This window comes from Flavobacterium sp. HTF (assembly GCF_003105115.1).
Lineage (GTDB): Bacteria > Bacteroidota > Bacteroidia > Flavobacteriales > Flavobacteriaceae > Flavobacterium.
In genome coordinates this window covers 1-20,680 of sequence record NZ_QETH01000006.1, presented here as the reverse complement: position 1 = coordinate 20,680, position 20,680 = coordinate 1, and the positions used below count along the sequence as shown (strand labels likewise).

General features: G+C 37.1%; 17 protein-coding genes. 12 read left to right on the top strand and 5 right to left on the bottom strand.

What is annotated here, in order from left to right:
• The first annotated feature begins 1 nt into the window (after nucleotide 1).
• From DCO46_RS02835 to DCO46_RS02795, 8 genes are all read left to right on the top strand, one after another.
• The gene (locus tag DCO46_RS02835; RefSeq protein ID WP_116751084.1) at nucleotides 2–1,639 is read left to right on the top strand and encodes a sodium:solute symporter; all 1,638 of its coding nucleotides are present in this window, start codon (nucleotides 2–4) and stop codon (nucleotides 1,637–1,639) included.
• A 20-nt stretch (nucleotides 1,640–1,659) separates the two neighbouring features.
• Nucleotides 1,660–3,894 carry a beta-glucosidase BglX gene (gene bglX / locus DCO46_RS02830; RefSeq protein WP_116751083.1) on the top strand — a complete coding sequence of 745 codons (2,235 nt, stop codon included), beginning with the start codon at nucleotides 1,660–1,662 and terminating at the stop codon, nucleotides 3,892–3,894.
• Between the two features lie 24 nt (nucleotides 3,895–3,918).
• Nucleotides 3,919–5,205, top strand: a complete 1,287-nt coding sequence (locus DCO46_RS02825; protein ID WP_116751082.1) for a glycoside hydrolase 5 family protein — start codon at nucleotides 3,919–3,921, stop codon at nucleotides 5,203–5,205.
• A gap of 138 nt (nucleotides 5,206–5,343) precedes the next feature.
• Nucleotides 5,344–6,369: a LacI family DNA-binding transcriptional regulator gene (locus DCO46_RS02820; RefSeq protein WP_116751081.1), complete on the top strand. Its 1,026-nt coding sequence runs from the start codon at nucleotides 5,344–5,346 to the stop codon at nucleotides 6,367–6,369.
• Between the two features lie 386 nt (nucleotides 6,370–6,755).
• Nucleotides 6,756–7,601, top strand: coding sequence for a type IV secretory system conjugative DNA transfer family protein (locus tag DCO46_RS02810; RefSeq protein WP_116751080.1), 846 nt, complete (start codon nucleotides 6,756–6,758; stop codon nucleotides 7,599–7,601).
• Nucleotides 7,602–7,839: 238 nt separating this feature from the next.
• A complete protein-coding gene (locus DCO46_RS02805) occupies nucleotides 7,840–8,241 on the top strand; it encodes a response regulator (RefSeq protein ID WP_116751079.1) in 402 nt (133 codons plus the stop codon).
• Between the two features lie 435 nt (nucleotides 8,242–8,676).
• Nucleotides 8,677–9,246 (top strand): Crp/Fnr family transcriptional regulator, encoded by a 570-nt coding sequence (locus DCO46_RS02800; RefSeq protein WP_116751154.1) that lies wholly within the window; start codon nucleotides 8,677–8,679, stop codon nucleotides 9,244–9,246.
• A gap of 77 nt (nucleotides 9,247–9,323) precedes the next feature.
• Complete coding sequence (locus DCO46_RS02795) at nucleotides 9,324–10,202, top strand: NmrA family NAD(P)-binding protein (RefSeq protein WP_116751078.1); 879 nt, start codon at nucleotides 9,324–9,326, stop codon at nucleotides 10,200–10,202.
• Nucleotides 10,203–10,506: 304 nt separating this feature from the next.
• Here DCO46_RS02795 and DCO46_RS02790 read toward each other — a convergent pair whose 3' ends face one another.
• The gene (locus tag DCO46_RS02790; protein ID WP_116751077.1) at nucleotides 10,507–11,073 is read right to left on the bottom strand and encodes a TetR/AcrR family transcriptional regulator; all 567 of its coding nucleotides are present in this window, start codon (nucleotides 11,071–11,073) and stop codon (nucleotides 10,507–10,509) included.
• Nucleotides 11,074–11,181: 108 nt separating this feature from the next.
• Between DCO46_RS02790 and DCO46_RS02785 the strand changes: the two genes are divergently transcribed.
• Nucleotides 11,182–12,213 (top strand): hypothetical protein, encoded by a 1,032-nt coding sequence (locus tag DCO46_RS02785; protein ID WP_116751076.1) that lies wholly within the window; start codon nucleotides 11,182–11,184, stop codon nucleotides 12,211–12,213.
• A gap of 1 nt (nucleotide 12,214) precedes the next feature.
• Nucleotides 12,215–12,661 (top strand): nuclear transport factor 2 family protein, encoded by a 447-nt coding sequence (locus DCO46_RS02780; protein ID WP_243416238.1) that lies wholly within the window; start codon nucleotides 12,215–12,217, stop codon nucleotides 12,659–12,661.
• Between the two features lie 168 nt (nucleotides 12,662–12,829).
• On the opposite strand, the gene DCO46_RS02775 is transcribed toward DCO46_RS02780, so the two are convergent.
• From DCO46_RS02775 to DCO46_RS02765, 3 genes are all read right to left on the bottom strand, one after another.
• Complete coding sequence (locus tag DCO46_RS02775; protein WP_317048030.1) at nucleotides 12,830–13,615, bottom strand: helix-turn-helix transcriptional regulator; 786 nt, start codon at nucleotides 13,613–13,615, stop codon at nucleotides 12,830–12,832.
• Between the two features lie 197 nt (nucleotides 13,616–13,812).
• Nucleotides 13,813–14,586, bottom strand: coding sequence for an SDR family NAD(P)-dependent oxidoreductase (locus tag DCO46_RS02770; protein WP_116751074.1), 774 nt, complete (start codon nucleotides 14,584–14,586; stop codon nucleotides 13,813–13,815).
• Nucleotides 14,587–14,793: 207 nt separating this feature from the next.
• Nucleotides 14,794–15,054 (bottom strand): hypothetical protein, encoded by a 261-nt coding sequence (locus tag DCO46_RS02765; protein ID WP_116751073.1) that lies wholly within the window; start codon nucleotides 15,052–15,054, stop codon nucleotides 14,794–14,796.
• 303 nt (nucleotides 15,055–15,357) lie between these two features.
• On the opposite strand from DCO46_RS02765, the gene DCO46_RS02760 reads away from it, so the two are divergent.
• Together DCO46_RS02760 and DCO46_RS02755 are read left to right on the top strand one after the other, a co-directional pair.
• Nucleotides 15,358–15,738 (top strand): response regulator, encoded by a 381-nt coding sequence (locus tag DCO46_RS02760; RefSeq protein ID WP_116751072.1) that lies wholly within the window; start codon nucleotides 15,358–15,360, stop codon nucleotides 15,736–15,738.
• 5 nt (nucleotides 15,739–15,743) lie between these two features.
• The gene (locus DCO46_RS02755; protein ID WP_116751071.1) at nucleotides 15,744–17,417 is read left to right on the top strand and encodes a sensor histidine kinase; all 1,674 of its coding nucleotides are present in this window, start codon (nucleotides 15,744–15,746) and stop codon (nucleotides 17,415–17,417) included.
• A gap of 1,032 nt (nucleotides 17,418–18,449) precedes the next feature.
• On the opposite strand, the gene DCO46_RS02745 is transcribed toward DCO46_RS02755, so the two are convergent.
• The gene (locus DCO46_RS02745; protein ID WP_116751069.1) at nucleotides 18,450–19,616 is read right to left on the bottom strand and encodes a serine hydrolase domain-containing protein; all 1,167 of its coding nucleotides are present in this window, start codon (nucleotides 19,614–19,616) and stop codon (nucleotides 18,450–18,452) included.
• Nucleotides 19,617–20,680 lie beyond the last annotated feature (1,064 nt).

The window sequence follows — 20,680 nt, the reverse complement described above, 5'->3', positions numbered from 1 at the left end:
TATGCTAAATTTAAATATAATCGACTTAGTTGTCATCGTATTGTACATCATCTTTATTGTTTGGTGGGGATTAAAGAATAGTAAATCAAGTGATTCTGATGCTTATTTTTTGGCAGGTAGAGATTTAAAGTGGCCCATGGTGGGTTTGTCGCTATTTGCGGCCAGTATTTCAAGTTCTACTTTGATGGGGAATTCGGGAGAAGGATTCATTAACGGAATTGCCGTTTTTAATTACAACTGGATTTCGATTCTCGTTATGGTTTTCTTCGCGATCTTTTTTCTTCCGTTTTATATTAAATCCGGAATTTTTACAATGCCTGAATTTCTGGAGCGACGCTTTGATGTTAGGTCAAGAACGTATTTTTCTTTTATAACAATAGTTGGAAATATCTTTTTAGATGCATCAGCAACTTTATATGCAGGCGCTTTGATTATCAATATGATTTTTCCGGGTGTCGATATGATGATACTCATTATTGGAATGGGTATAGTTGCAGGAAGTTATACTATAATTGGAGGACTTTCATCCGTAATTAATACTGAGGTAATTCAAGCTTTTGTGCTTATAATAGGATCAACTTTACTGGCCTTTTTTGCCATGGACAGCATTGGCGGCTGGGATGCTTTTTATACGCAGTTTCAGGAAGGGGTTTGGCTAAAACTAACCAGATCGATGGATGATCCAACAGTTCCGTGGCTCGGAATGTGGGTTGGAATTCCGATTTTAGGATTTTATTTCTGGGGAAACAATCAGGTTATGGTGCAAAGGGTTTTATCTGCAAAATCAATCGATCATGGCCGTAAAGGGGTTTTATTGGTTGGATTTCTGTATTTGTTTACACTGTTTATTTTCATTTTCCCAGGTCTGATTGCCAGAGGAATCAATCTCTTTGGAGTCGAAAATCTGCCTCAAGAAATCATTAGCGGAAGCGAGCTTAAATCAAAATACGGAATCAATACAGATCAGGTATACCCAAGATTAATCAGTAAAGTACTTCCCGTTGGTTTAATCGGAATTATATTATCTGCCATGATTTCGGCTTTAACTTCCGCCTTGAGCGCGACTTTAAATTCGGTTTCAACCCTTTTTACCATGGATTTTTACAGCAAATTTGATAAAAATGCAACAAGCGAAAAAAAGGTAAAAGTTGGAAAGATTACGGCAGTTGTTACATTAATAATCGCCATTTTATGGGCGCCTTACATTGGTAAATTCGATTCGTTAATTGCTTACTATCAGGAGATACTTTCGTATCTGGCACCGCCAGTTGTAGGAACTTTTTTCCTGGGATTATTCTGGAAACGTTCCAACGCGATTGGGGCTTTCAGTGGCCTGATGTCAGGATTGTTTATAGCAATGGTTATTATGCTGGCGAAGTATATTTTTGGTTTTGAATTGGGACTTCACTTTTTACTATTGGCGCCGATTATTTTGGTATTAAGTATTTTGGTCAATCTAATGGTCAGTCTGTCTACCGAACCGCCACTTGAAGAAAAGGTCAAAGAAAATACCTGGACAAAAGCCATTTGGATCGAAGAGACCATCGCTCTTAAAGATGTAGTTTGGTATAAAAATTTCCGTTATCAGGCGCTTTTGCTTATTGTGGCCTGCTTTGCAATGTATGCTTTGTTCTACTAATTGAGCTAAAAATTTAAGTAATGAAAAAGAGTTGCTTTTTAGCGCTGCTTTTATTCCTTTTTGGATTAAAAGCAAGCGCTCAGACTTCCAGTGCCGTTATCGAAAAAAAGATCGAGGTTCTGTTGAAGAAAATGACCTTGAAAGAAAAAATCGGTCAGATGAATCAGCTTTCGGCTGATGATATGGAAACCAATTTTAAAGTTATTCAACAAGGAATGGCAGGTTCGGTTTTGAGTATAACGAATCCTGAGATTGCCAATAAAGCCCAAAGACTTGCTGTTGAACAAACGAGATTAGGAATTCCCCTGATTTTTGGACGTGATGTCATTCATGGTTTCAAAACCATATTTCCTATTCCATTAGGACAGGCGGCAAGTTTTAATCCGGGTTTGGTGGAAAAGGCTGCACGAGTTGCAGCAGTGGAAGCGTCAGAAACAGGAATTCGATGGACATTTGCCCCGATGATTGATATTGCCCGAGATCCAAGATGGGGAAGAATTGCTGAAAGTTGTGGTGAAGATCCTTATTTGACTTCCATTATGGGTATTGCGATGGTTAATGGTTTTCAGGGAAAAAATTTATCAGATCCAAGTTCGATTGCCGGCTGCGCCAAACATTTTGCCGGATACGGAGCTGCAGAAGGCGGACGTGATTACAATACTACTGCAATTACCGAACGGCAGTTTAGAAATGTGTATTTGGTTCCGTTTGAACAAGTAGTAAAAAAAGCAAATCTGGCAACGATCATGACTGCTTTTAATGCCAATGACGGAATTCCTTCGTCTGGAAATGAATTTTTACTGAAAGAGGTGCTGCGTAAAGAATGGAATTTTAGAGGATTTGTAGTTTCAGATTGGGCTTCGATTAATGAAATGGTTGATCATGGTTTTAGTTCAGACAACAAAGAAGCAGCCGAAAAAGCAATCAATGCCGGAGTTGACATGGAAATGGTTAGCGGTACGTATGTGGAATATGCGGAATCTTTATGGAAAGAAAAGAAAATTGCAATTGAAACTATAAATGATGCCGTACGCAATATTTTAAGAATAAAATACAGTTTAGGCCTTTTTGAAAATCCTTATGTGAAAGGAAATACTAAAGAAGTTTTTTATAAAGAAGAACATTTGAAGATAGCTGAAAAATTAGCGGAAGAATCAATTGTATTATTAAAAAATGAAGGACAAATTTTGCCTCTCCAAAAACCAAAAACAATTGCTGTATTTGGTCCTTTAGCCAATGCACCTCACGATCAAATGGGAACCTGGGTTTTTGACGGAGATAAAGACCACACGGTGACACCTCTTTTTGCCCTGAAAGAAAAGTACGGAGAAAATATTACTATTATTTACGAACCGATTTTAAAATATTCCAGGGATCAGGATTCAACGGGTTTCGATAAAGCCCGGAAAATTGCGAAAGAAGCAGATGTTGTTTTATTATTTCTGGGAGAAGAATCAATACTTTCAGGAGAAGCCCACAGTTTATCTGATTTGAATTTCCAGGGGCTACAATCAAAACTTTTGGAAACTTTACAAAAAACAAAAACGCCTTTAGTCACTATTATTATGGCAGGAAGACCATTAACTATAGAAAAAGAAGTAACACAATCAAATGCTGTTTTATATGCCTGGCATCCAGGAACAATGGGAGGTCCGGCAATAATTAATTTGTTGTTTGGAATAGTAAATCCGTCAGGGAAATTACCCATTACTTTTCCTAAAAATGTCGGACAGATTCCAATGTATTATGGACATTTAAAAACAGGACGACCGGCAAACGGAAGCGAATTAAATCTGAATAATATCCCAATTGAGGCTTCTCAGACTTCTCTTGGAAATAAATCTTATTATTTGGACAGTGGGAATGAGCCTTTGTTTCCTTTCGGTTTTGGTTTGTCTTATACCAATTTTGAGTATAGGGAAATTGCACTTTCCAAAACCATTTTAAAGAAAGATGATATACTAGAAATAACACTATCTCTTAAAAATACAGGAAATTATCAGGGAACTGAAATCGTACAGCTTTATGCAAGGGATCTTGCGGCGTCGGTGGCCTTGCCAATAAGAGAATTGAAAGCCTTCCAAAGAATTGACTTGAAGGCTGGAGAAGAAAAACGAGTTATGTTCAAACTTCCAATTAGTGATTTAGCTTTTTACGGCATGGATATGAAGAAAAAAGTCGAAGCAGGAAAATTTGACTTATGGATTGGAAGTAACAGTATCTCAGGTGAAAAAGTTTCATTCGAAGTAAAATAAAAGAAAAATTTAAATAAAAGAAAAATGGAGAAAAGGATTTATGTTTTAATAGCATTTATGTTTTCATTATTGACACAAGCACAGGGGTTCATTAAAGTTGAAAATGGGAAACTGATAAAAGATGGAAAACCTTATCATTATGTGGGGACAAATTTTTGGTATGGGATGAATTTAGGAGTTTCTGACAAAGAAAGACTAATAAGAGAATTAGATCGATTGAATGTTCTTGGTGTAAAAAATCTCAGAATTATTGCTGGGTCAGAGGGAAATATAAATACCCCTTGGGCAATTCAACCCGCAATGCAAAAAGAACCTGGAGTTTATAACGACGATCTTTGGAATGGGTTGGACTTTCTTCTTGCAGAAATGAAAAATCGCGATATGAAGGCAGTTGTATGCCTGAATAATTTTTGGCATTGGTCAGGAGGTTTTGTACAGTACGTTTCATGGGCAAACAATAACGAGTCAATTCCATATCCACCGCCTGCGGAAAATGGAGACTGGACAATTTACCAACAATATTCGGCACGTTTTTACAGTGATAAAACCGCTAAAAACTTTTTCGAAAATCACATTAAAAAAGTAATTAGCCGTGTCAATACCATTAATAATCTTCCGTATAAAGAGGACAGAACGATTATGGCCTGGCAATTAGCAAATGAGCCGGTAGGCAGTAATAATATAGAGGATTACAGAAAATGGATTCATGAAACAGCTAAGTTTATTAAAAGTTTAGATTCAAATCATCTGGTTTCAATTGGTTCGGAAGGGAACACGCGTTCTGCTGCCAATGGGACAAATTTTGAAACCGATCATCAAAGCCAATATATCGATTACTGTACCTTCCATTTATGGGTTCAAAATTGGGGTTGGTTTGATCCGCTTAAAGCAAAAGAGACCTATAGTAATGCTGTAGAAAAAGCCACCAGTTATATTGAAGAGCATGTCAAAATAGCTCAAAAAATTAACAAACCCGTAGTCCTGGAAGAGTTTGGGATTTCAAGAGATGAAAATAATTACGATCCGAATTCTTCCATAAAGATCAGAGACGAATATTATAAATTGATTTTCGAAAAAATCTATTCTTTAAGCAAAACTATTCCTCAGGTTGCCGGCGTTAATTTTTGGGCATGGGGTGGTGAGGGACGACCAAAATCACTGATGAGTTTATGGAAAGAAGGAGATGATTTTATTGGAGATCCGCCACATGAACCTCAAGGCTGGTATTCGGTATATGATACTGATTTTAGTACCCAAAAAATTATTAAATATTACTCTTTAAAAATGAGTAATGAACAGTTAAATAAATAATTGATAAAAACGATAAGGCGATTTTATTGTTTCTGTCTGATGTTGTCTGTTTTGTTCAAAAAGAAAAAAACCGGAGTAATAATTCAAAAATTACTTCACAGTTTCAATTAAGAATAATGATTGAAAAATAATTTCAAAATGAAAAACAAACCTGTTTCTATTCGCAATATTGCTGATGAACTGAAAATTTCTATTACAACAGTTTCTTTTGTTTTAAATGGAAAAGCTAAGGAAAAACACATTTCAGAAGCAGTTGCGCAAAAAGTTCTGGATTATGCAAAATTAATCAATTACAAACCCAACCAAATTGCACAAAGTCTGCGGACTGGAAAATCAAAAATTTTGGTCTTCATGGTTGAAGATATTTCTAATGGCTTCTTTTCCAAGCTAGCTCGAATTCTTGAAGATATTGCATATAAAAAGGGATATCGATTACTCTTTTGCAGTAATGAAAATGATGATGATAAATCGAAGGAATTGATTGAATTGTTTAATTTTCGTCAGGTTGATGGATTTATTATTGTGCCTTCTCCTGGTATAAGCGATATAATTAGAGATTTGATTATAGAAAATATTCCTGTTGTTTTATTAGACCGATTTTTTGATGGATTAGATTGTGATAGTGTAGTGATTGATAACGAGGAAGCTTCTTTCAATGCTTCGGTTGAACTAATAAAAAATGGATTTAAAAATATAGCTTTTATTACTATGGTTTCCTCTCAGACCCAGATGAAAGACAGGCTATCAGGATATGAAAAAGCAATTGCGCAGTATGGTTTACAGCCCAAAGTCCTGGAAATTCCGTACCATGAAATTTATACTGGCAAAGGAAATCAATATGTTAAAAATTATCTTAAAAATCATTCTGATTTAGATGCTGTTTTTTTTGCTACAAATTACCTTGCTCAAAATGGGTTACAGGTTTTTAAGGAACTCAAATCTAATTTATTGACTGATCTTGGAATTATGAGCTTTGATGATCATGATATGTTTAAAATATATCCAACTTCAATTAGTTGCGTTGCACAGCCTGTGAACGAAATAAGTTCTAAAGTGATGGAATTAATGTTGCCTCTTCTCAGTGGAAATGATGTTAGAAAAACACCTCAAAGGATTGTTCTGAAATCGCAAATTATTTTGCGTGAATCATCCTGTCGGAAGTAAATCCAAATAAAACGGGATATATAATTTAAAATCTTCTATTGTTAAATAGTCAAGAGCAAAATGTCTTCTGCCGGTGTTATCAATAAACTGTACTCAAATCAGGTGTGTTCTTGGTTCATAGAAATTTAAGCCTGAAAGACTACGTTTTCAGGCTTTTTTGTAATTTTTATTTTTTAAATAGATCCTTGTCAGTGCGTGCAATAAAAGCTTTGATCGTCTTTAAGCAGTTCGACAACAAAATATTAAGTTAATACAATGCCGAGTTCTATTTTTTATGACTTACTGTACAAACCCAATTCTCTCATATATTTTGACACTGTCGATTTGCATATTTTATAACCACGATCCTGAAGCTCGATGGTTATCCCGCCTATCTCAACGATGCCATGGAACAGCTCGAGGGTCAGATTGCCTCGGCAAAGATCGCCATGGCCCGGCTGTCCTCTCCGCAGCTGTACTATGTACTTTCTGGAAATGATTTTACACTCGACATCAATAATCCACTCGAGCCCAAGATCGTCTGCATGGGTAACAACCCGCAGAAAATCCAGATCTACGGGGCGGTGCTTTCCCTGTATGTCAACAGGCTGGTAAAGCTGGTCAACCAAAAAGGTAAACTCAAATCCAGCCTGATATTCGATGAGTTCCCCACCATTTATTTAAACAATATGGACAGCCTGATTGCCACGGCCAGGAGCAACAAAGTGGCCACCTGCCTGGGGATCCAGGATTTCAGCCAGCTGCGCAAGGATTACGGCAGGGAGCAGGCCGATGTGATCATGAACATTACCGGAAACATCATCTCGGGACAGGTGACAGGCGATACGGCCAAACAATTGTCCGAACGCTTTGGAAAGATCCTGCAGGACAGGGAGAGCCTTTCCATTACCAGCACCGACACCTCCATTAGCCGTTCCCGGCAACTGGAATCCGCCGTTCCGCCTTCGAGGATTTCCTCCCTGAGTTCGGGGGAATTTGTAGGGATGGTGGCCGATGATCCCAACTGTAAAATAGCCCTCAAGACGTTTCACTGCGGGATAGTGAACGATCATAAGGCCTTAGCGAAGGAGCAGGACCGTTACACGGAAATCCCGCCGGTCCGGAAGCTGGATCCCGCCACAATCCAGCGCAATTACCTGCAGATCAAACAGGACGTGCAGGATATCATCCACAGTGAGATGGAACGGCTGCTGGACGATCCCGCATCGGGTCATATGGTGATCAAAAAATAATGACCTTAGCTATTGAAGAAGAGATTCTAAGTTATTACAAAGTTTTTCAGCGTTATTACAAGATTGCATCACCACTATTTTTTATAAAGGTATTTTGTCATAAAATTGTGCTGAATTTATAACTGAGTTTCCAAAAAATACTGCCCTTATGTTGGTAATATTTTTTACTAGGCATGCAGTTGGAGGTAACAGACCAAAGCTGTAAAGAAAACGTTTTAATCTCATTTAATGGTATCCTATGAAATACAAAAATATATTACTGGTCAACGATGATAGTGATCATGCAGAGGATTTTGTGACTGCCCTGAATGCAATAAACCAAAAGATTATATCTTCAGTGGAAAGCAGTGCGCTCGAAGCGCTAAAAAAGCTTAGGGGTTCAAAATTAGCCCCTGATATGATTTTCCTGGATTATCACATGCCCTATTTTGACGGAACTGAATTTCTCAAATTGCTTCGGGATATTAAAGCCCTGAGGAAAATTCCGGTCATACTTTATTCGAAACATTCGGGAGGAATGCTAAAGGATTCGTTGGACACATTCAAAGGGGTGCAGTTTTTGAAAAAACAGGGAAACTTTAGCAAACTCACGGAGGTACTTCGAAATGTAATTGTACCTGAACAGTCCGTTAAAAAATGATAAATCTCGTTGATTTTTTGTGGCAGATCAGAATTCTTCAAATTTTAAAGAAATTTTGAAAAGGGAGTGAACCTTTAAAACCAAAAACAGAATTCTTTTGCGTTTTTATTGGGATTCTCAAAAAAATGTTCTGACTAGATGGAGGCTTTGTCGGATCTGTTAAAAAATGTTTTGAGTTCTGAAAAGAACATATTCCAGGAGAACTCCTAAGGGGTACCCGTTTTTATGCTCGTGAGCCATTTTTTCATTTTTTTGAGTTACGGATGTAAATGAACATCATTTGATCAGGGCTAGTGAGGCAGAAATACGTTTTTGACGGGAAAGGATAAATACGAACCTTGGAATAATTTTAATGAAATATACTTCATTGTTGAGATCGAGACAATCTGTAACTTTGCGGTTCACTGCTTTTAGTGAAACCTAAAAATATTGAAAGTGTATAAACAATTAGAAAAATATTTTAAATCAAGAACTGAAATTGACGATAAGACACTTTCTTATATTTACTCGTATTTTAAATTCAGGAAAACCAAAAGAAACGAATTTCTTTTGAAAGAGGGCGAAATCTGTACTAATTTCTACTTTGTCAATAAAGGCTGTATCCGACTATTTAACATTAATAAAGGAGGAGAAGAGGCAACAAGATATTTTCATTTTGAAGATTCCTTAGGAACTGCACTGTCGAGTTTAATCAATCAACAACCTTCATTTGAATTTATGCAGACTATTGAACCTTCCGAACTGTTAGTGATAAACCGCGAAGATTACTTTCATCTGGTAAACATCGTTCCTCAGTTTGGATTTATTTACAGACAGATTTTAGAATTAGCCTACATAAAATCCCAAGAACGTATATATTGTTTTCAAGGTCTGGATGCGGTAGAAAAAGTCCGTTGGGTTTTAACAAACCAAACAAAATTGCTGACCAGGCTATCCAATAAAATGGTTGCATCTTACCTGGGACTTACTCCTCAAACATTAAGCAGATTAAAATCAAAGATCTAAAAATGTGAACATAGGACAACGTTTACAAAATATACCCTTATCATCTTTGCACTTCAACAAACACAGAAAAGTTCAATATGATTTTAGTAACAACGCCGACAGGAAATACAGGCTCAATAGTTCTTCAACAATTAACAGAGAAGGAGCAAAAGGTTAGAATTTTTTTAAGAGATCCTCAAAAAATACCAGCTGACATTTTGCAAAAAGTAGAAGTTGCCACAGGTTCCTTGCTCAACGAACATGAATTTACAGAGGCACTGCGAGGCTGCGATACTCTTTATTTTTGTGTGCCCCAAAGCAATACCCAGGAAGATGTAAATGGCTATTACGAAGATTTTGCAAAAGTGGCTTCAAAAGCAATTAAAAATGCGGGTACAAAAAGGGTCGTTTATTTATCCAGCGGCGGTAAAGAAAGTAATTTGCAGGCAGGTCTTGTCACAGCCCTACACAAGGGGGAAGATATAATTAACCAATGCGGAGTCTCAGTAAGGGCATTGCGCTGTCCGGTATTTTTTGAGACACTTTTGTATCAAATGGGATCTCTAAAAGAACAGGGAGTATTTTCTTTGCCAATGGACGGAAATTATAAATCACCGCAAATCGCCGTAAAGGATATCGCATCAAAAGCTGTAGAATTTTTGACGGATAATACCTGGACTGGTGTTGAAGGAGTGACAGTTCGTGGTCCGGAAGATATAAGCTATAATGAGATTGCAGGACAAATGAGTATAGTAACAGGAAAACCTATTTACTTTATGGAGATTTCAAAAGAGGATTATATAAAAACGCTGTTGGAAAAACATCACACAAGCGAAGCATTTGCAATCTCTTTAACAGAAATGCTGACGGCAATCGGTAATGGTTTATATGACTTAGCGCCGGGAACACAGGCTTCCGCAGGACCTACAACCATTAGAGAGTGGATGATTGAAAATCTGGTTGCTAAAATAAATTAAAGCATAACATTATGCAAATGTCATGGGAATTCGGAAATACCTTAAATGAAAGAAATCTTACTAATTAGAAAGATTATTACCGCAACTAGCAAAAACTTTGATAGCCATCCTTAAACTAGGAATGATTTTTTTTAAACCTTCTAAAATTTTTTACGATGTTGAAGCCCCCCACCGGCAATGATATCTGTCAAAGTTTTTAGCGACGTGCCATATTGGGTAACCGAATAACTTACAGCAGCGGTTAAATAGAAGCTGCTTTGCGATTGATACCTTCAGAAATTATGGAATTATAAATTATCGCTATTTACTTTTCCACAATGGTGATCAGTTTTACCATCATCTCGATTACTTTTTCCTTAGTCAGAGGAATGACATTATTAACAATGGTGTATCCTTCTACAAAAGGAATAAGAAAACTTACGATTTCTTCAGGCTTACTGCAAAATGCAGCAATCAGATCGATCATCCATAAGCAATAGGTTTTATAGTAGGTTTCCACAGCGTTTTGCAATTCCTTATTTCTGGATGCTAAAGTCCATATTTCCTGAAACATCAAGGTTTGATAACCGGATCTTCCATCGATCAGCAGCATGCTCAAAACCTTTTCCAGAAAAACATTTTTATCAGGAGTGCTGTCAGCTGCCAAAAGTCTGATAGCTTTAGTGAGTTCTTTCTTGCAGCTTTCAAAGTAAAATTCCACTGTGGCAATCAAAAGAAGATTTTTATCTTTATAATAGTATTGCAGGTTACTTAAAGACAAATTCGCATTTTTTGCTATTTTCCTCATAGAGAGATTTTCTGCACCTTCCTTTATCAGTACCTCTATTGTTGTCGATAAGATCTTATTTAATCGCTCTTCTTTTTTGTCCATTGTGTAAAATTAAATAAAAAATATTAAAAATATTTTTCCGTATAGGTCATTTGACCTATATTTACATTAGGTCAAATGACCTAAATTTAATTTATAAAATAGTATAATATGGAATTACAGGAAAAAAGAATTCTGATTGTTGGCGGTTACGGACAGGTAGGAGCCAACATAGCACATCTGATAAGAAAAGCGGACAGTGCTGTCGAACTTATTCTCGCTGGTAGGAATCCCCAAAAAGGAGAACTGCTGGCTAAAGAATTAACCCACGCTGAAACAGCCTATATCGATTTGGAAGAAGGTTTCAATTTAGCTCAATTTCGAGAAATCGACCTTATAATATCAGCTTTGGATGACCACAGCAATATTTTAAGGGAAGAGTCTATTTTAAATGGTATTGCCTGTATTACGGTAAGCGAATTGGCCGATCAGATTTCAACTACAGCATTTCTCGGCCTTCATAAAACAATTTCAGCTCCTGTAGTTTTCGCAGGGCATTGGCAGGCCGGACTGTTGACATTAGTTGTAAAGCAGATGGCTTCTGGCTTCAGCACAATCACGGATATAGAAACTGCCGGACTATACGATGAAAAAGATCCGGTAGGACCACTGGTTGCAGAAGAAGTTAGTGGTTTTGTAGGTCAGGCACTGATCCGTCAGAATGGAAATTGGCTGTATGTGGATTCAAAAAATAATGCAAGATCGATTACTCTTTATGGTGAATCATCGGCTATTGGTCATCCAATGAGTACCCTGGATGTTCCAAGTATCGCCGCTTTTACCAGTGCCCGCAATATTCGGTTTGATTTCATTATTGGGGAATCAATAGGCAGCGGTAAAGGTTTGAGAGCATCACACGATTTGTATATTGAGATAGAAGGGATCTCATTATCAGGAGAAGGCAAAAAAGTCAGAACCATACTGTCCGGTCCAAAAGGGAATTCTCACCTAACTGCGGTAGGCGTCTATCTAATCGCAGAGAGGATTCTTGGTCTTAACGGACAGACTGCGCAGAAAACAGGAGGTCTTTATCTTCCTGAAACCATAGTCTCATCGGATAATTTTACAAACCGTTTGGCAGAATTTGGCATCCAGACTATTGAAGAGAATGTCAAATGTTCCTTACCCTTTACTACAATTTAAAATGAAAAAATCAGTAATCATTATCGCACTATTTATTGTCTCATCCAGTGTTAGTGCCCAAACAAAAAACAATCATTTAAAACAACACACAAAAATGAAACATACAACAATCTTACACAAAGCCAATGAATTTGTAAAAAATGGCGATTATGAAAGTTTTTTAGCATACTGTACCCCAAACACCAAATGGGTTTTCGTTGGTGAACGTATTCTTAACGGGAAAGAGGAAGTGCGTGCTTATATGAAAGAGTTCTACTGTGAGCCACCGGTGTTCAGTGTGGAAAAGGCAATCGAAGAAGGCAATTTTGTCATGGTTACGGGGGAAATCCGATTAAAAAATAAGGACGGAAAATATGAACATTTTGATTATTGTGATATCTGGCGATTCGAAGAGGGCAAGATAGCAGAGCTCAAAGCATTTGTCATCGGGAAAAAGCCTTCATTATAAGATACTATGGAGTAAAAAACGGATCACTGGCAAAAATCAAATAAGCTAATAGGATGTATTGAAAAGAGTATAAAAAAAATCTTCCGTTTAACTACGTTTTGTTGTCGGTGAGATCGACATCCCAGAAGGAATTGCAGAGATATGAGATTTGCATTATTTTAGAACCAACTAATCAAAAGATTGTCTGAATTCCAGAGGCGTAACATTGGTTTTGGTTTTAAATAGTTTACTAAAAGATTGCGGATGTTCAAACCCCAATTCGTAAGCAATTTCAGCAATGGTGAGTTCGGTGGTTATTAATCTTTCCTTTGCTTTTTCGATCAGCTTCTCGTGGATATATTGCTGGGTGCTTTTGCCAATCAGGGAACGCAGCATATCACTTAGATAACCGGGTGAAATATGCAATTGATCCGAAAGGTATTGAACGGTGGGAACGCCAAGATGAATAGATTCCAGACCGTTGAGGTATTGATCCAAAATAGTTTCTGTCTTCTGCAGAATGTCATTATTGACTGCTTTACGGGTAATGAATTGACGTTTATAAAACAGATTGACGTAACTGAGCATCAGTTCTATCTGTGCGATAACGACTTCCTGGCTGAACTCATCAACCCCACTGTTGAGCTCCTGTTCCATAATCTTGTAAACGGAAAGGATCACCTCTCTTTCTTTGTCGGAAAGATGCAATGCCTCATTGGAAGCATACGAAAAATAGCCATACTGCTTGATCTTTTTAGCCAGGGGATACCCCAGTAAAAAATCAGGATGAATAAGCAGTATGTAACAGTAAGTCTTACTGTTATAATCAGTACTTCCTACCAGTTGATTAGGAGCTAAAAATAACATACTGCCTTCGTTGAAATCATAATAATCCTGTCCGTATTTCAGTCTGCCGCTATTTTTTGTGATGAAAGTGATCTTGTAAAAATTTACAATATCGTAGATTGGAGCCATTTCTGTATTGAACGGATTGATTTCATTAAAATGGATCAGACTGATCAACGGATGTTGGGGTGCAGGCAGGCCGAAAGCCTGGTGGCTTTCCGATATGGATATAAAACGGATCAATTTATCACCTTTGCTTTTCATCTTGTAAATTTATTAAAAAAACCTGTGACAATTATGATCACAGGTTTTTAGCTGATATAATATTACCAGGGAAGAATGTTATCTTTTCCGCTGACATTAGATGGCCCTGTAAAACTGCCTGTCGAAAGATCTTCTGCCAACGCCACTCTGATGGGTTCTACAGATCCTTCTTCCACAGTATCTGTGCCCTGGAAATTGTTGAGTGCCGTTGCCGTAAATCCCGGACTTACCAAATGAACCTTAACATTTGTATTTTCCAGATCTATGGCCAGAGACAGAAAGATGCCGTTAAGTGCTGTTTTAGAAGCACCATAAGCCGCATCGAATGCTGAACGGTAAGGATTTTCAGGATTTGAATTGATTCCCAATGAACCTAATGAACTCGAAACGGTCACGATTCTTGCAGCAGGAACTTTATGCAACAATGGCAAAAAGGCCTGTGTGACTGCTAAAGTACCGAAAACATTCGTTTCCCAAACACTTTTTAACTCATCGATAGGGACAATGCTTGCACGCTGTGCTCCTAACACTTCTTCCATAGTTCTTCCGGATTGTCCGGCGTGTGAGATAGCGGCATTATTGACGAGCAATGTCAGATATCCGTATTGGTTTTCAATGGTTTTAACTGCTGTAGTAATAGATTCCGAATCTGTTATATCCAGCTGAATGGCCGTCGCATTGCCGCCAATTTCGGAAACGGCAACCTGCCCTTTGTGAAGATCACGCGAACCTGCATATACTATATAACCATAATCGGCGAGAGCTTTAGCAATTTGGAAACCTACCCCTGTATTGGCACCGGAAACCAGTGCTACTTTTTTTTCATATGTCTGCATAATCTGAAGTGATATAAATTAATACAACAAAGTTGACCATTAAAAAAGTGAGGACTGTATCCAAATCGAGAATAGTTGAAGCCAAATCGAGGAAGAATAGTGAAGCCATCCCCAAAATTCTTAATTAAAGATGTATATATATCCCAACGTTACATAACCAAAACTTTGTGGTAAAAATGGTATGCTCTCCCACATGGAAATGTTTTTTTAGTTTTTGGAATAGATATATTCGTGTCTCTGGGTCCATTTATTTTCTCCGGAAAAGAGAACTTCTTTGCGTATAGAAAATACAGTTTTGCTTATCGTATAAGTTTGTCTTATCAAGGCTTCTTTACTATCATTACCGTCTTTTCCTTTTTTTTGAGTAACAATTTGTATTTGACCATCAGCGAGTTCTGTTCTTGAGACTATCTGTTCTTTTCCAATATATTTTCCATCTTGCGAAATGGTAATAATTTGAGTCGCCAAATAATAAAGTGGTATGCAGATCTGCTAAATACATGTCAGATTTCCAAGTTAAAAAACATTTTGGAAATGGATCTTTCAGGTTATTCAATGGACCCGTTCGGTTCAGGCATGCAGCAAAATGATAAATTCTTCCTGAGCTTGTAATGCGGGATTGCAATCTGCGGGTTGTACGGAAGTCCGAACCATTTGCATTACCTTGTTGATAACTGCTTTTGGCATCGTCAAAATGATATTCGATATCTGTTAATGCGCTAAAACAATAGCAACTTTTGATTTTTAATCGAAAATTTTTATCTTTATGACATGCAATATTACAAAATTCTACTAATAGATGATGATAAAGAAGATCATGAGATCTTTTTAGATTCATTGAACTGTGTCTCTAACGAATTTCAATTTTACAGCTTTACAAACGCCAGTAAAGCTTTGAAGAGTCTTCGCGTTAAGGAAATAGAAGCTGATGTGATTTTTCTGGATTTAAATATGCCTATCATGAGCGGACAGGAATTCTTACTGGGATTAAAGAAAGAAGAAAACATTCAGGACATTCCTGTTATTATTTTCTCTACCTCTTCAGATCCTCAGACTATTCAAATAACAAAGGATCTTGGTGCAGCCAACTTCATTACCAAACCAGACCGGTTTGATAAGCTTGTCGATATCCTTAAATCTATATTACTTTAATCTGGATGGGTGACAATACTAATATAAATATACCGGCTTTCTTGGAAGGTGAGGGCGAAATGAGAAGATTGATCAGATCGTATGACTGGAGTAAAACATCTTTAGGAGAACTGGCGCGATGGCCGGAAGGCCTTCTTTTAAGTGTCAGCATTATGCTGGACAGTCCATGTGCGATCAATATAATTTGGGGTCCGGACCGTATTCATCTGTATAATGATGCATATCGTCCCATTTTAGGAAAATCTAAGCATCCCCTGGCTCTTGGAAATAACATTCTTAACACATACAGTGAAATTAAGGATACCTTGGTGATAATGTTTAACAGCGTTTTTCAGGGAGAAGGACTTAGTTATAAAGAGCTGGAGCTTATTTTAGAAAGAAACGGTTATGCAGAAAAATGTTATTTTGATATTTTTTACAGTCCGATACTTGGAAAAGACGACAAAATCAATGGAGTTCTGGCTATTGTATCGGAAGTTACTGAAACGGTCATGATAAGGGCAGCACTGGAAAACAGCAAAAAGGTACTACAAAATATGATAATCCAGTCGCCCGTCGCAATGGCTATTTTTAGAGGTCAGGATCATATAGTTGAAGTTGCGAATAAAAAAGTTCTTGAGTTATGGGGCAGGACAGAAGAGGAGTCTTTAAATAAGCCGATTTTTGAAGTACTTCCAGAGGCTGGTGAGCAGGGATTAAAAGAACTAATGTTTAAGGTCTATTCCTCCGGTGAACGATTCATTGCCAATGAACTGCCTGTTGCTTTGTACCGAAACGGAAACGTTGAGACTGTCTATGTTAACTTTGTTTATGAACCCATTATGCAAGATGACCCGCGTAATTCCGGCGTATTGTCTGTAGCTATTGACGTTACCGAACAGGTTAAGTCAAGGCAGCGAGTGGAAGAAATTGTGGCGGAGCTCAAAAATTCTAATGATGAACTTGAAAAATCAAATGAGGCACTGGCACAATTTGCATTTATTGCGTCACATGATCTGCAGGAACCTGTCAGAAAAATAAGTACTTTCACCCAGATGCTCGAGCATAATATAGTAGACATCAGCGATAGTTCAAGACGATATCTAGAAAAGATTTACAACTCCACAGACCGTATGTCAGCACTTATTCGGGATATATTGTCCTATTCTAAGCTTGGTAGAACAGACAATTTTGAAAGTGTTGATCTGAATGCTGTGCTGGCGGAAATACAAGTTGAATTTGAGCTGTTGATCGAAGAAACCAGCGCATTAATCGAATCAGCTGTTCTACCGACTATTACTGCCATACCGACCCAGATGACACAGCTTTTTGATAACCTTTTGTCCAATGCCTTAAAGTACAGGAAATCTGGAGTTGACCCTGTAATTAAAATTTCATATCAGTTAGTGTCTGGAAATACTGATATCAGACAAATAAAATTAGATCCTGAAAAAGAGTATCACCGAATTACAGTGAGTGATAATGGCATTGGATTTGAAGAGAAGCAGGCGCTGAAAATTTTTAAAATTTTCCATCGCCTCCACGGTAAGATGGAATATAGCGGAACAGGAATCGGGCTTGCAATCTGCGAGAAAGTAGTTCAAAATCATGGTGGCCAGATTTATGCGGAAGCAGGCAGTGGAGGAGCACTATTTCATATTCTGCTTCCTGCTTTGATTGCCTATACCGGCAAACCATAAGGAACCCTTACTCGCAAAATGCGAACGCAACGGGTCATGGATCTTTGATTATCCCATTTTCTGTAATTTTTAAACGGCTTCGCCCAGATACCAGTCAAAACAGGTATTGAATGAATTTTTGTTTTGTCTTTCTGTTGCTGTTGAGATTAAATGAAATGGTATATTCGCTGTTAAAATAAATTAGTTGCCCTCCTTAGGCTGTCAACGAGTTAAATCATTAATTCTCGCTTATCTCATAAGCTGATATCCTGATGGGTAGCCGGTAGGTCATGCCTCATTTGAAAGGATCGGAAGAAAAAAGACCTGGTATGTTTTTTTCTTTTAACCTTCCCAATATCTCCCTGCAATAGGTCTCCACAGCGTCGTTTAAGCATTTTATTTCACCTTTCTTAACCAATTCATAACAGGACAGGGCACCCTCACAGTCGGTATGGAAGCTCACCCAGACAGTATAATCCACAACAGGGCAGTTCTCACCGGCATCAAAGCCGCTGCGCATCGACATAAAACTGTTCTGGCCCTGCGTGTTCTTATCGATCGTCAGGCTCCCATAGCTGGTCTGTATCCGGGGCGGCCAGAAATCCGATGGAGCGCAGGCAGTTAAAACTGGGCCTTAACGGGACAAATTTCAACATCTTTTTTGGATGATTTAAAGAAATTGGCTTACTATCTGTAGCGTCTCTCTTTCATTGGCGATGTAAATTTGGTTTGGTAGTCCTGTTGGGGATTGAATCAAAAATCTGTTTAATTTTCCTAAGTATTTTAAAGCTAGTGATAATCTATTTTTAAGTAAAAAGATCGAAATTAAATTTTGGCACAGAAAATATGTCATAGTTCTAAAAAAATGATCATTAAGTGTAAAGTATTGATAGTTAGTATTTTATTTAAAATTATTGTTGGCTTTTTGTGGTAAAATGTTATTAATTTTATTTTTTATCAGATTAAATAAGAAGTCAATTTTATTATCTATAACATCAACTAGATTATAATTATCTAATACTCTTTATTTTTTTTAACTGCAGCTTTAATGTTTCAGTGGGTCTGCGTTTGGTTTGCCTTAATTGTCTTTGCCCAGCTCTGATAGATTGGGAACCACACACGATCTCCGTTGGAGCCATTGCAAAGCATCACAATACCGCTCTTGGTAGGTAAATGCAAAAACATTGCCGCACTCCAACCTACGTTTTCTCCAGTATGTCCAATTGTTTGGAGACCTTCATAATTCATGAATCGGTATCCAAGACCACTTTCTCCTTCATTGGAATATGGAAAAACAGGTTGCTCCATCAATTGTATTGTTTCTGGCTTTAAAACTTTATTTAACTTCCGAGAATCAGTTGTAATAGATAGCTCTGCAAAATGTGCTAAGTCCAGCACCGATGTTTGTAATCCTGCTGCTGCTTGTTCTGTAAATATTCTGTTTTTTATAGCATTTCCAAGCGTGTCGTACGCAGTAGCAGAATTCGCTTTCATGCCTTCGGTCCATTCATAGGAGGTATTAACTAATCCCAAAGGTTGGAATACATTTTTTTTCATATAGTCAGCAAATTTTTCCTTTGTTTTTTCTTCAAGAAATAATTGTGCCAGCGTGTAACCGCCCCCAGAATAGTCCCACTTTGTTCCTGGCTCATTTATAAGATGTACACCTTCTCCATTTTTTTTTGTTTTTCCGTTTAGGGATTCTTCTAAACTTAATATTTTGGTTCCTTGCTCAAACCCGCCATATCCATGCACAGAGAGACCCGATGTATGGCTGAGAAGTCGTCGAAGTGTAACTTTTGATATATCGTATTGGGATTTAGGTAGTTGCCATCGGGTTAAAGATTGATTAACTGGCTCATCAAGTTGTACAAGACCATTTTCAGTAAGTTTCATAAATCCCCAAGCGGATACAACCTTCGAAATTGAGCCAATATTAAAAATTGTTTGTGGTGTTATGGGTTTTTTAGTTGCCGAATCAGCATAACCGATGCATTGAATCGATATGATTTTTCCATTTTGAATAACAGCTACGGCTATACCGGGAACATTGTTCTTTCTGGTAAATTCTAATCCTAATTTTTCAATTTCTATAGATAATAAATCTGCTTTTATGATTTTATTTTCTTTTACTGCAGTCTCGCCACGTTTTGTTGAGCAAGCAAAAAGAATAGCAATACAACACGTGATAAATAAATGATTAAGTTTACTGATGTTCATTTGAGTTGTGTTTTTTAGATGTGTCGGAATATTTTAGCACTGTAATATTGCTACTTTTATATTTATTATTACATTTCCGGGCAGTCAATACTAGTAATTAAGCTGCCTCAATTTTTCCTTAGCAAATTACATATAATCCATAAGTTGTTTAAAATTACTAGAATTATCTATCCAAAATATAATATATTCACATTCTGGGAGTAAGATAAATTTCCAAGATGTCAATGTTCGCATCCACCAGCAGTCTGCAGATGGAGGGCACCTGTTCGCAGTTTTCGTATTTAATCTTTATGCATTCTTCCAACTCGAAGATTTCCATCTCAAAGTCAAAAAATAGCCTGGATACCTCTCTGTTGCTTTCGGTTTTGACAACTATCCATCTTGGCTCATTTTTGTTTTTTCTCAAAATTACAGGATTTAGGATTAAATGCTGCGTTTGTGGCTTCTTTATAGAGGTAGTTTTTACTTTAAACCACTCTGATTTTCCAATTTTTGCAGAAAGTAAAATTACTCGATCGAAATGCCATTAAATTGTAAAAATGCGAATAGTAAGCAATTTTTAGACGAGAGAAAGTAATTCAGCGTATTTATCCTTTTCGGAGAAACTTTGGCAAATGATCGGAATGAAATAAACCAATTATTTACTTCACCCGAGAAATAATTATAATGAAAAACATGAGAGCGGAAAATACATATAATTATGAAATAGTAAACCATTTTAAAATAAGATTTAGTAGGTTATAAAGTCATAATTATTCTTCATTATTGCTGTTCGAATCTCGTTAAGTTATCCAGTGATAAGTTTAAAACTCATCTTAGTTTTTTGTGTAAATAGATCTTTAAATTCTTTATTCGTTCTATCGTGATTCTAAAGAAACAGTATAAAAGCAAAAATGATTCAAAGTTAGGTTATTGAAAGAGGTTGTAAAAAAAAATGGTGCCAATTGTCTTCAAGTGGCTCCATTTGGCTTTGTGACCTCCACGGGACAAATTTCAACAAAATTTATGGAAGATTTGAAGAGATTGGCGTATTATATTTAGTGTCTGTCTTTCATTGGCTTTAT

What these genes read in the sequence shown, in the direction of transcription:
- DCO46_RS02835 (WP_116751084.1), top strand. Translation starts at nt 2, where the DNA reads ATGCTAAATTTAAATATAATCGACTTAGTTGTCATCGTATTGTACATC.
- bglX (WP_116751083.1), top strand. Translation starts at nt 1,660, where the DNA reads ATGAAAAAGAGTTGCTTTTTAGCGCTGCTTTTATTCCTTTTTGGATTA.
- DCO46_RS02825 (WP_116751082.1), top strand. Translation starts at nt 3,919, where the DNA reads ATGGAGAAAAGGATTTATGTTTTAATAGCATTTATGTTTTCATTATTG.
- DCO46_RS02820 (WP_116751081.1), top strand. Translation starts at nt 5,344, where the DNA reads ATGAAAAACAAACCTGTTTCTATTCGCAATATTGCTGATGAACTGAAA.
- DCO46_RS02810 (WP_116751080.1), top strand. Translation starts at nt 6,756, where the DNA reads ATGGAACAGCTCGAGGGTCAGATTGCCTCGGCAAAGATCGCCATGGCC.
- DCO46_RS02805 (WP_116751079.1), top strand. Translation starts at nt 7,840, where the DNA reads ATGAAATACAAAAATATATTACTGGTCAACGATGATAGTGATCATGCA.
- DCO46_RS02795 (WP_116751078.1), top strand. Translation starts at nt 9,324, where the DNA reads ATGATTTTAGTAACAACGCCGACAGGAAATACAGGCTCAATAGTTCTT.
- DCO46_RS02790 (WP_116751077.1), bottom strand. Translation starts at nt 11,073, where the DNA reads ATGGACAAAAAAGAAGAGCGATTAAATAAGATCTTATCGACAACAATA.
- DCO46_RS02785 (WP_116751076.1), top strand. Translation starts at nt 11,182, where the DNA reads ATGGAATTACAGGAAAAAAGAATTCTGATTGTTGGCGGTTACGGACAG.
- DCO46_RS02780 (WP_243416238.1), top strand. Translation starts at nt 12,215, where the DNA reads ATGAAAAAATCAGTAATCATTATCGCACTATTTATTGTCTCATCCAGT.
- DCO46_RS02775 (WP_317048030.1), bottom strand. Translation starts at nt 13,615, where the DNA reads ATGGCTCCAATCTACGATATTGTAAATTTTTACAAGATCACTTTCATC.
- DCO46_RS02770 (WP_116751074.1), bottom strand. Translation starts at nt 14,586, where the DNA reads ATGCAGACATATGAAAAAAAAGTAGCACTGGTTTCCGGTGCCAATACA.
- DCO46_RS02760 (WP_116751072.1), top strand. Translation starts at nt 15,358, where the DNA reads ATGCAATATTACAAAATTCTACTAATAGATGATGATAAAGAAGATCAT.
- DCO46_RS02755 (WP_116751071.1), top strand. Translation starts at nt 15,744, where the DNA reads ATGGGTGACAATACTAATATAAATATACCGGCTTTCTTGGAAGGTGAG.
- DCO46_RS02745 (WP_116751069.1), bottom strand. Translation starts at nt 19,616, where the DNA reads ATGAACATCAGTAAACTTAATCATTTATTTATCACGTGTTGTATTGCT.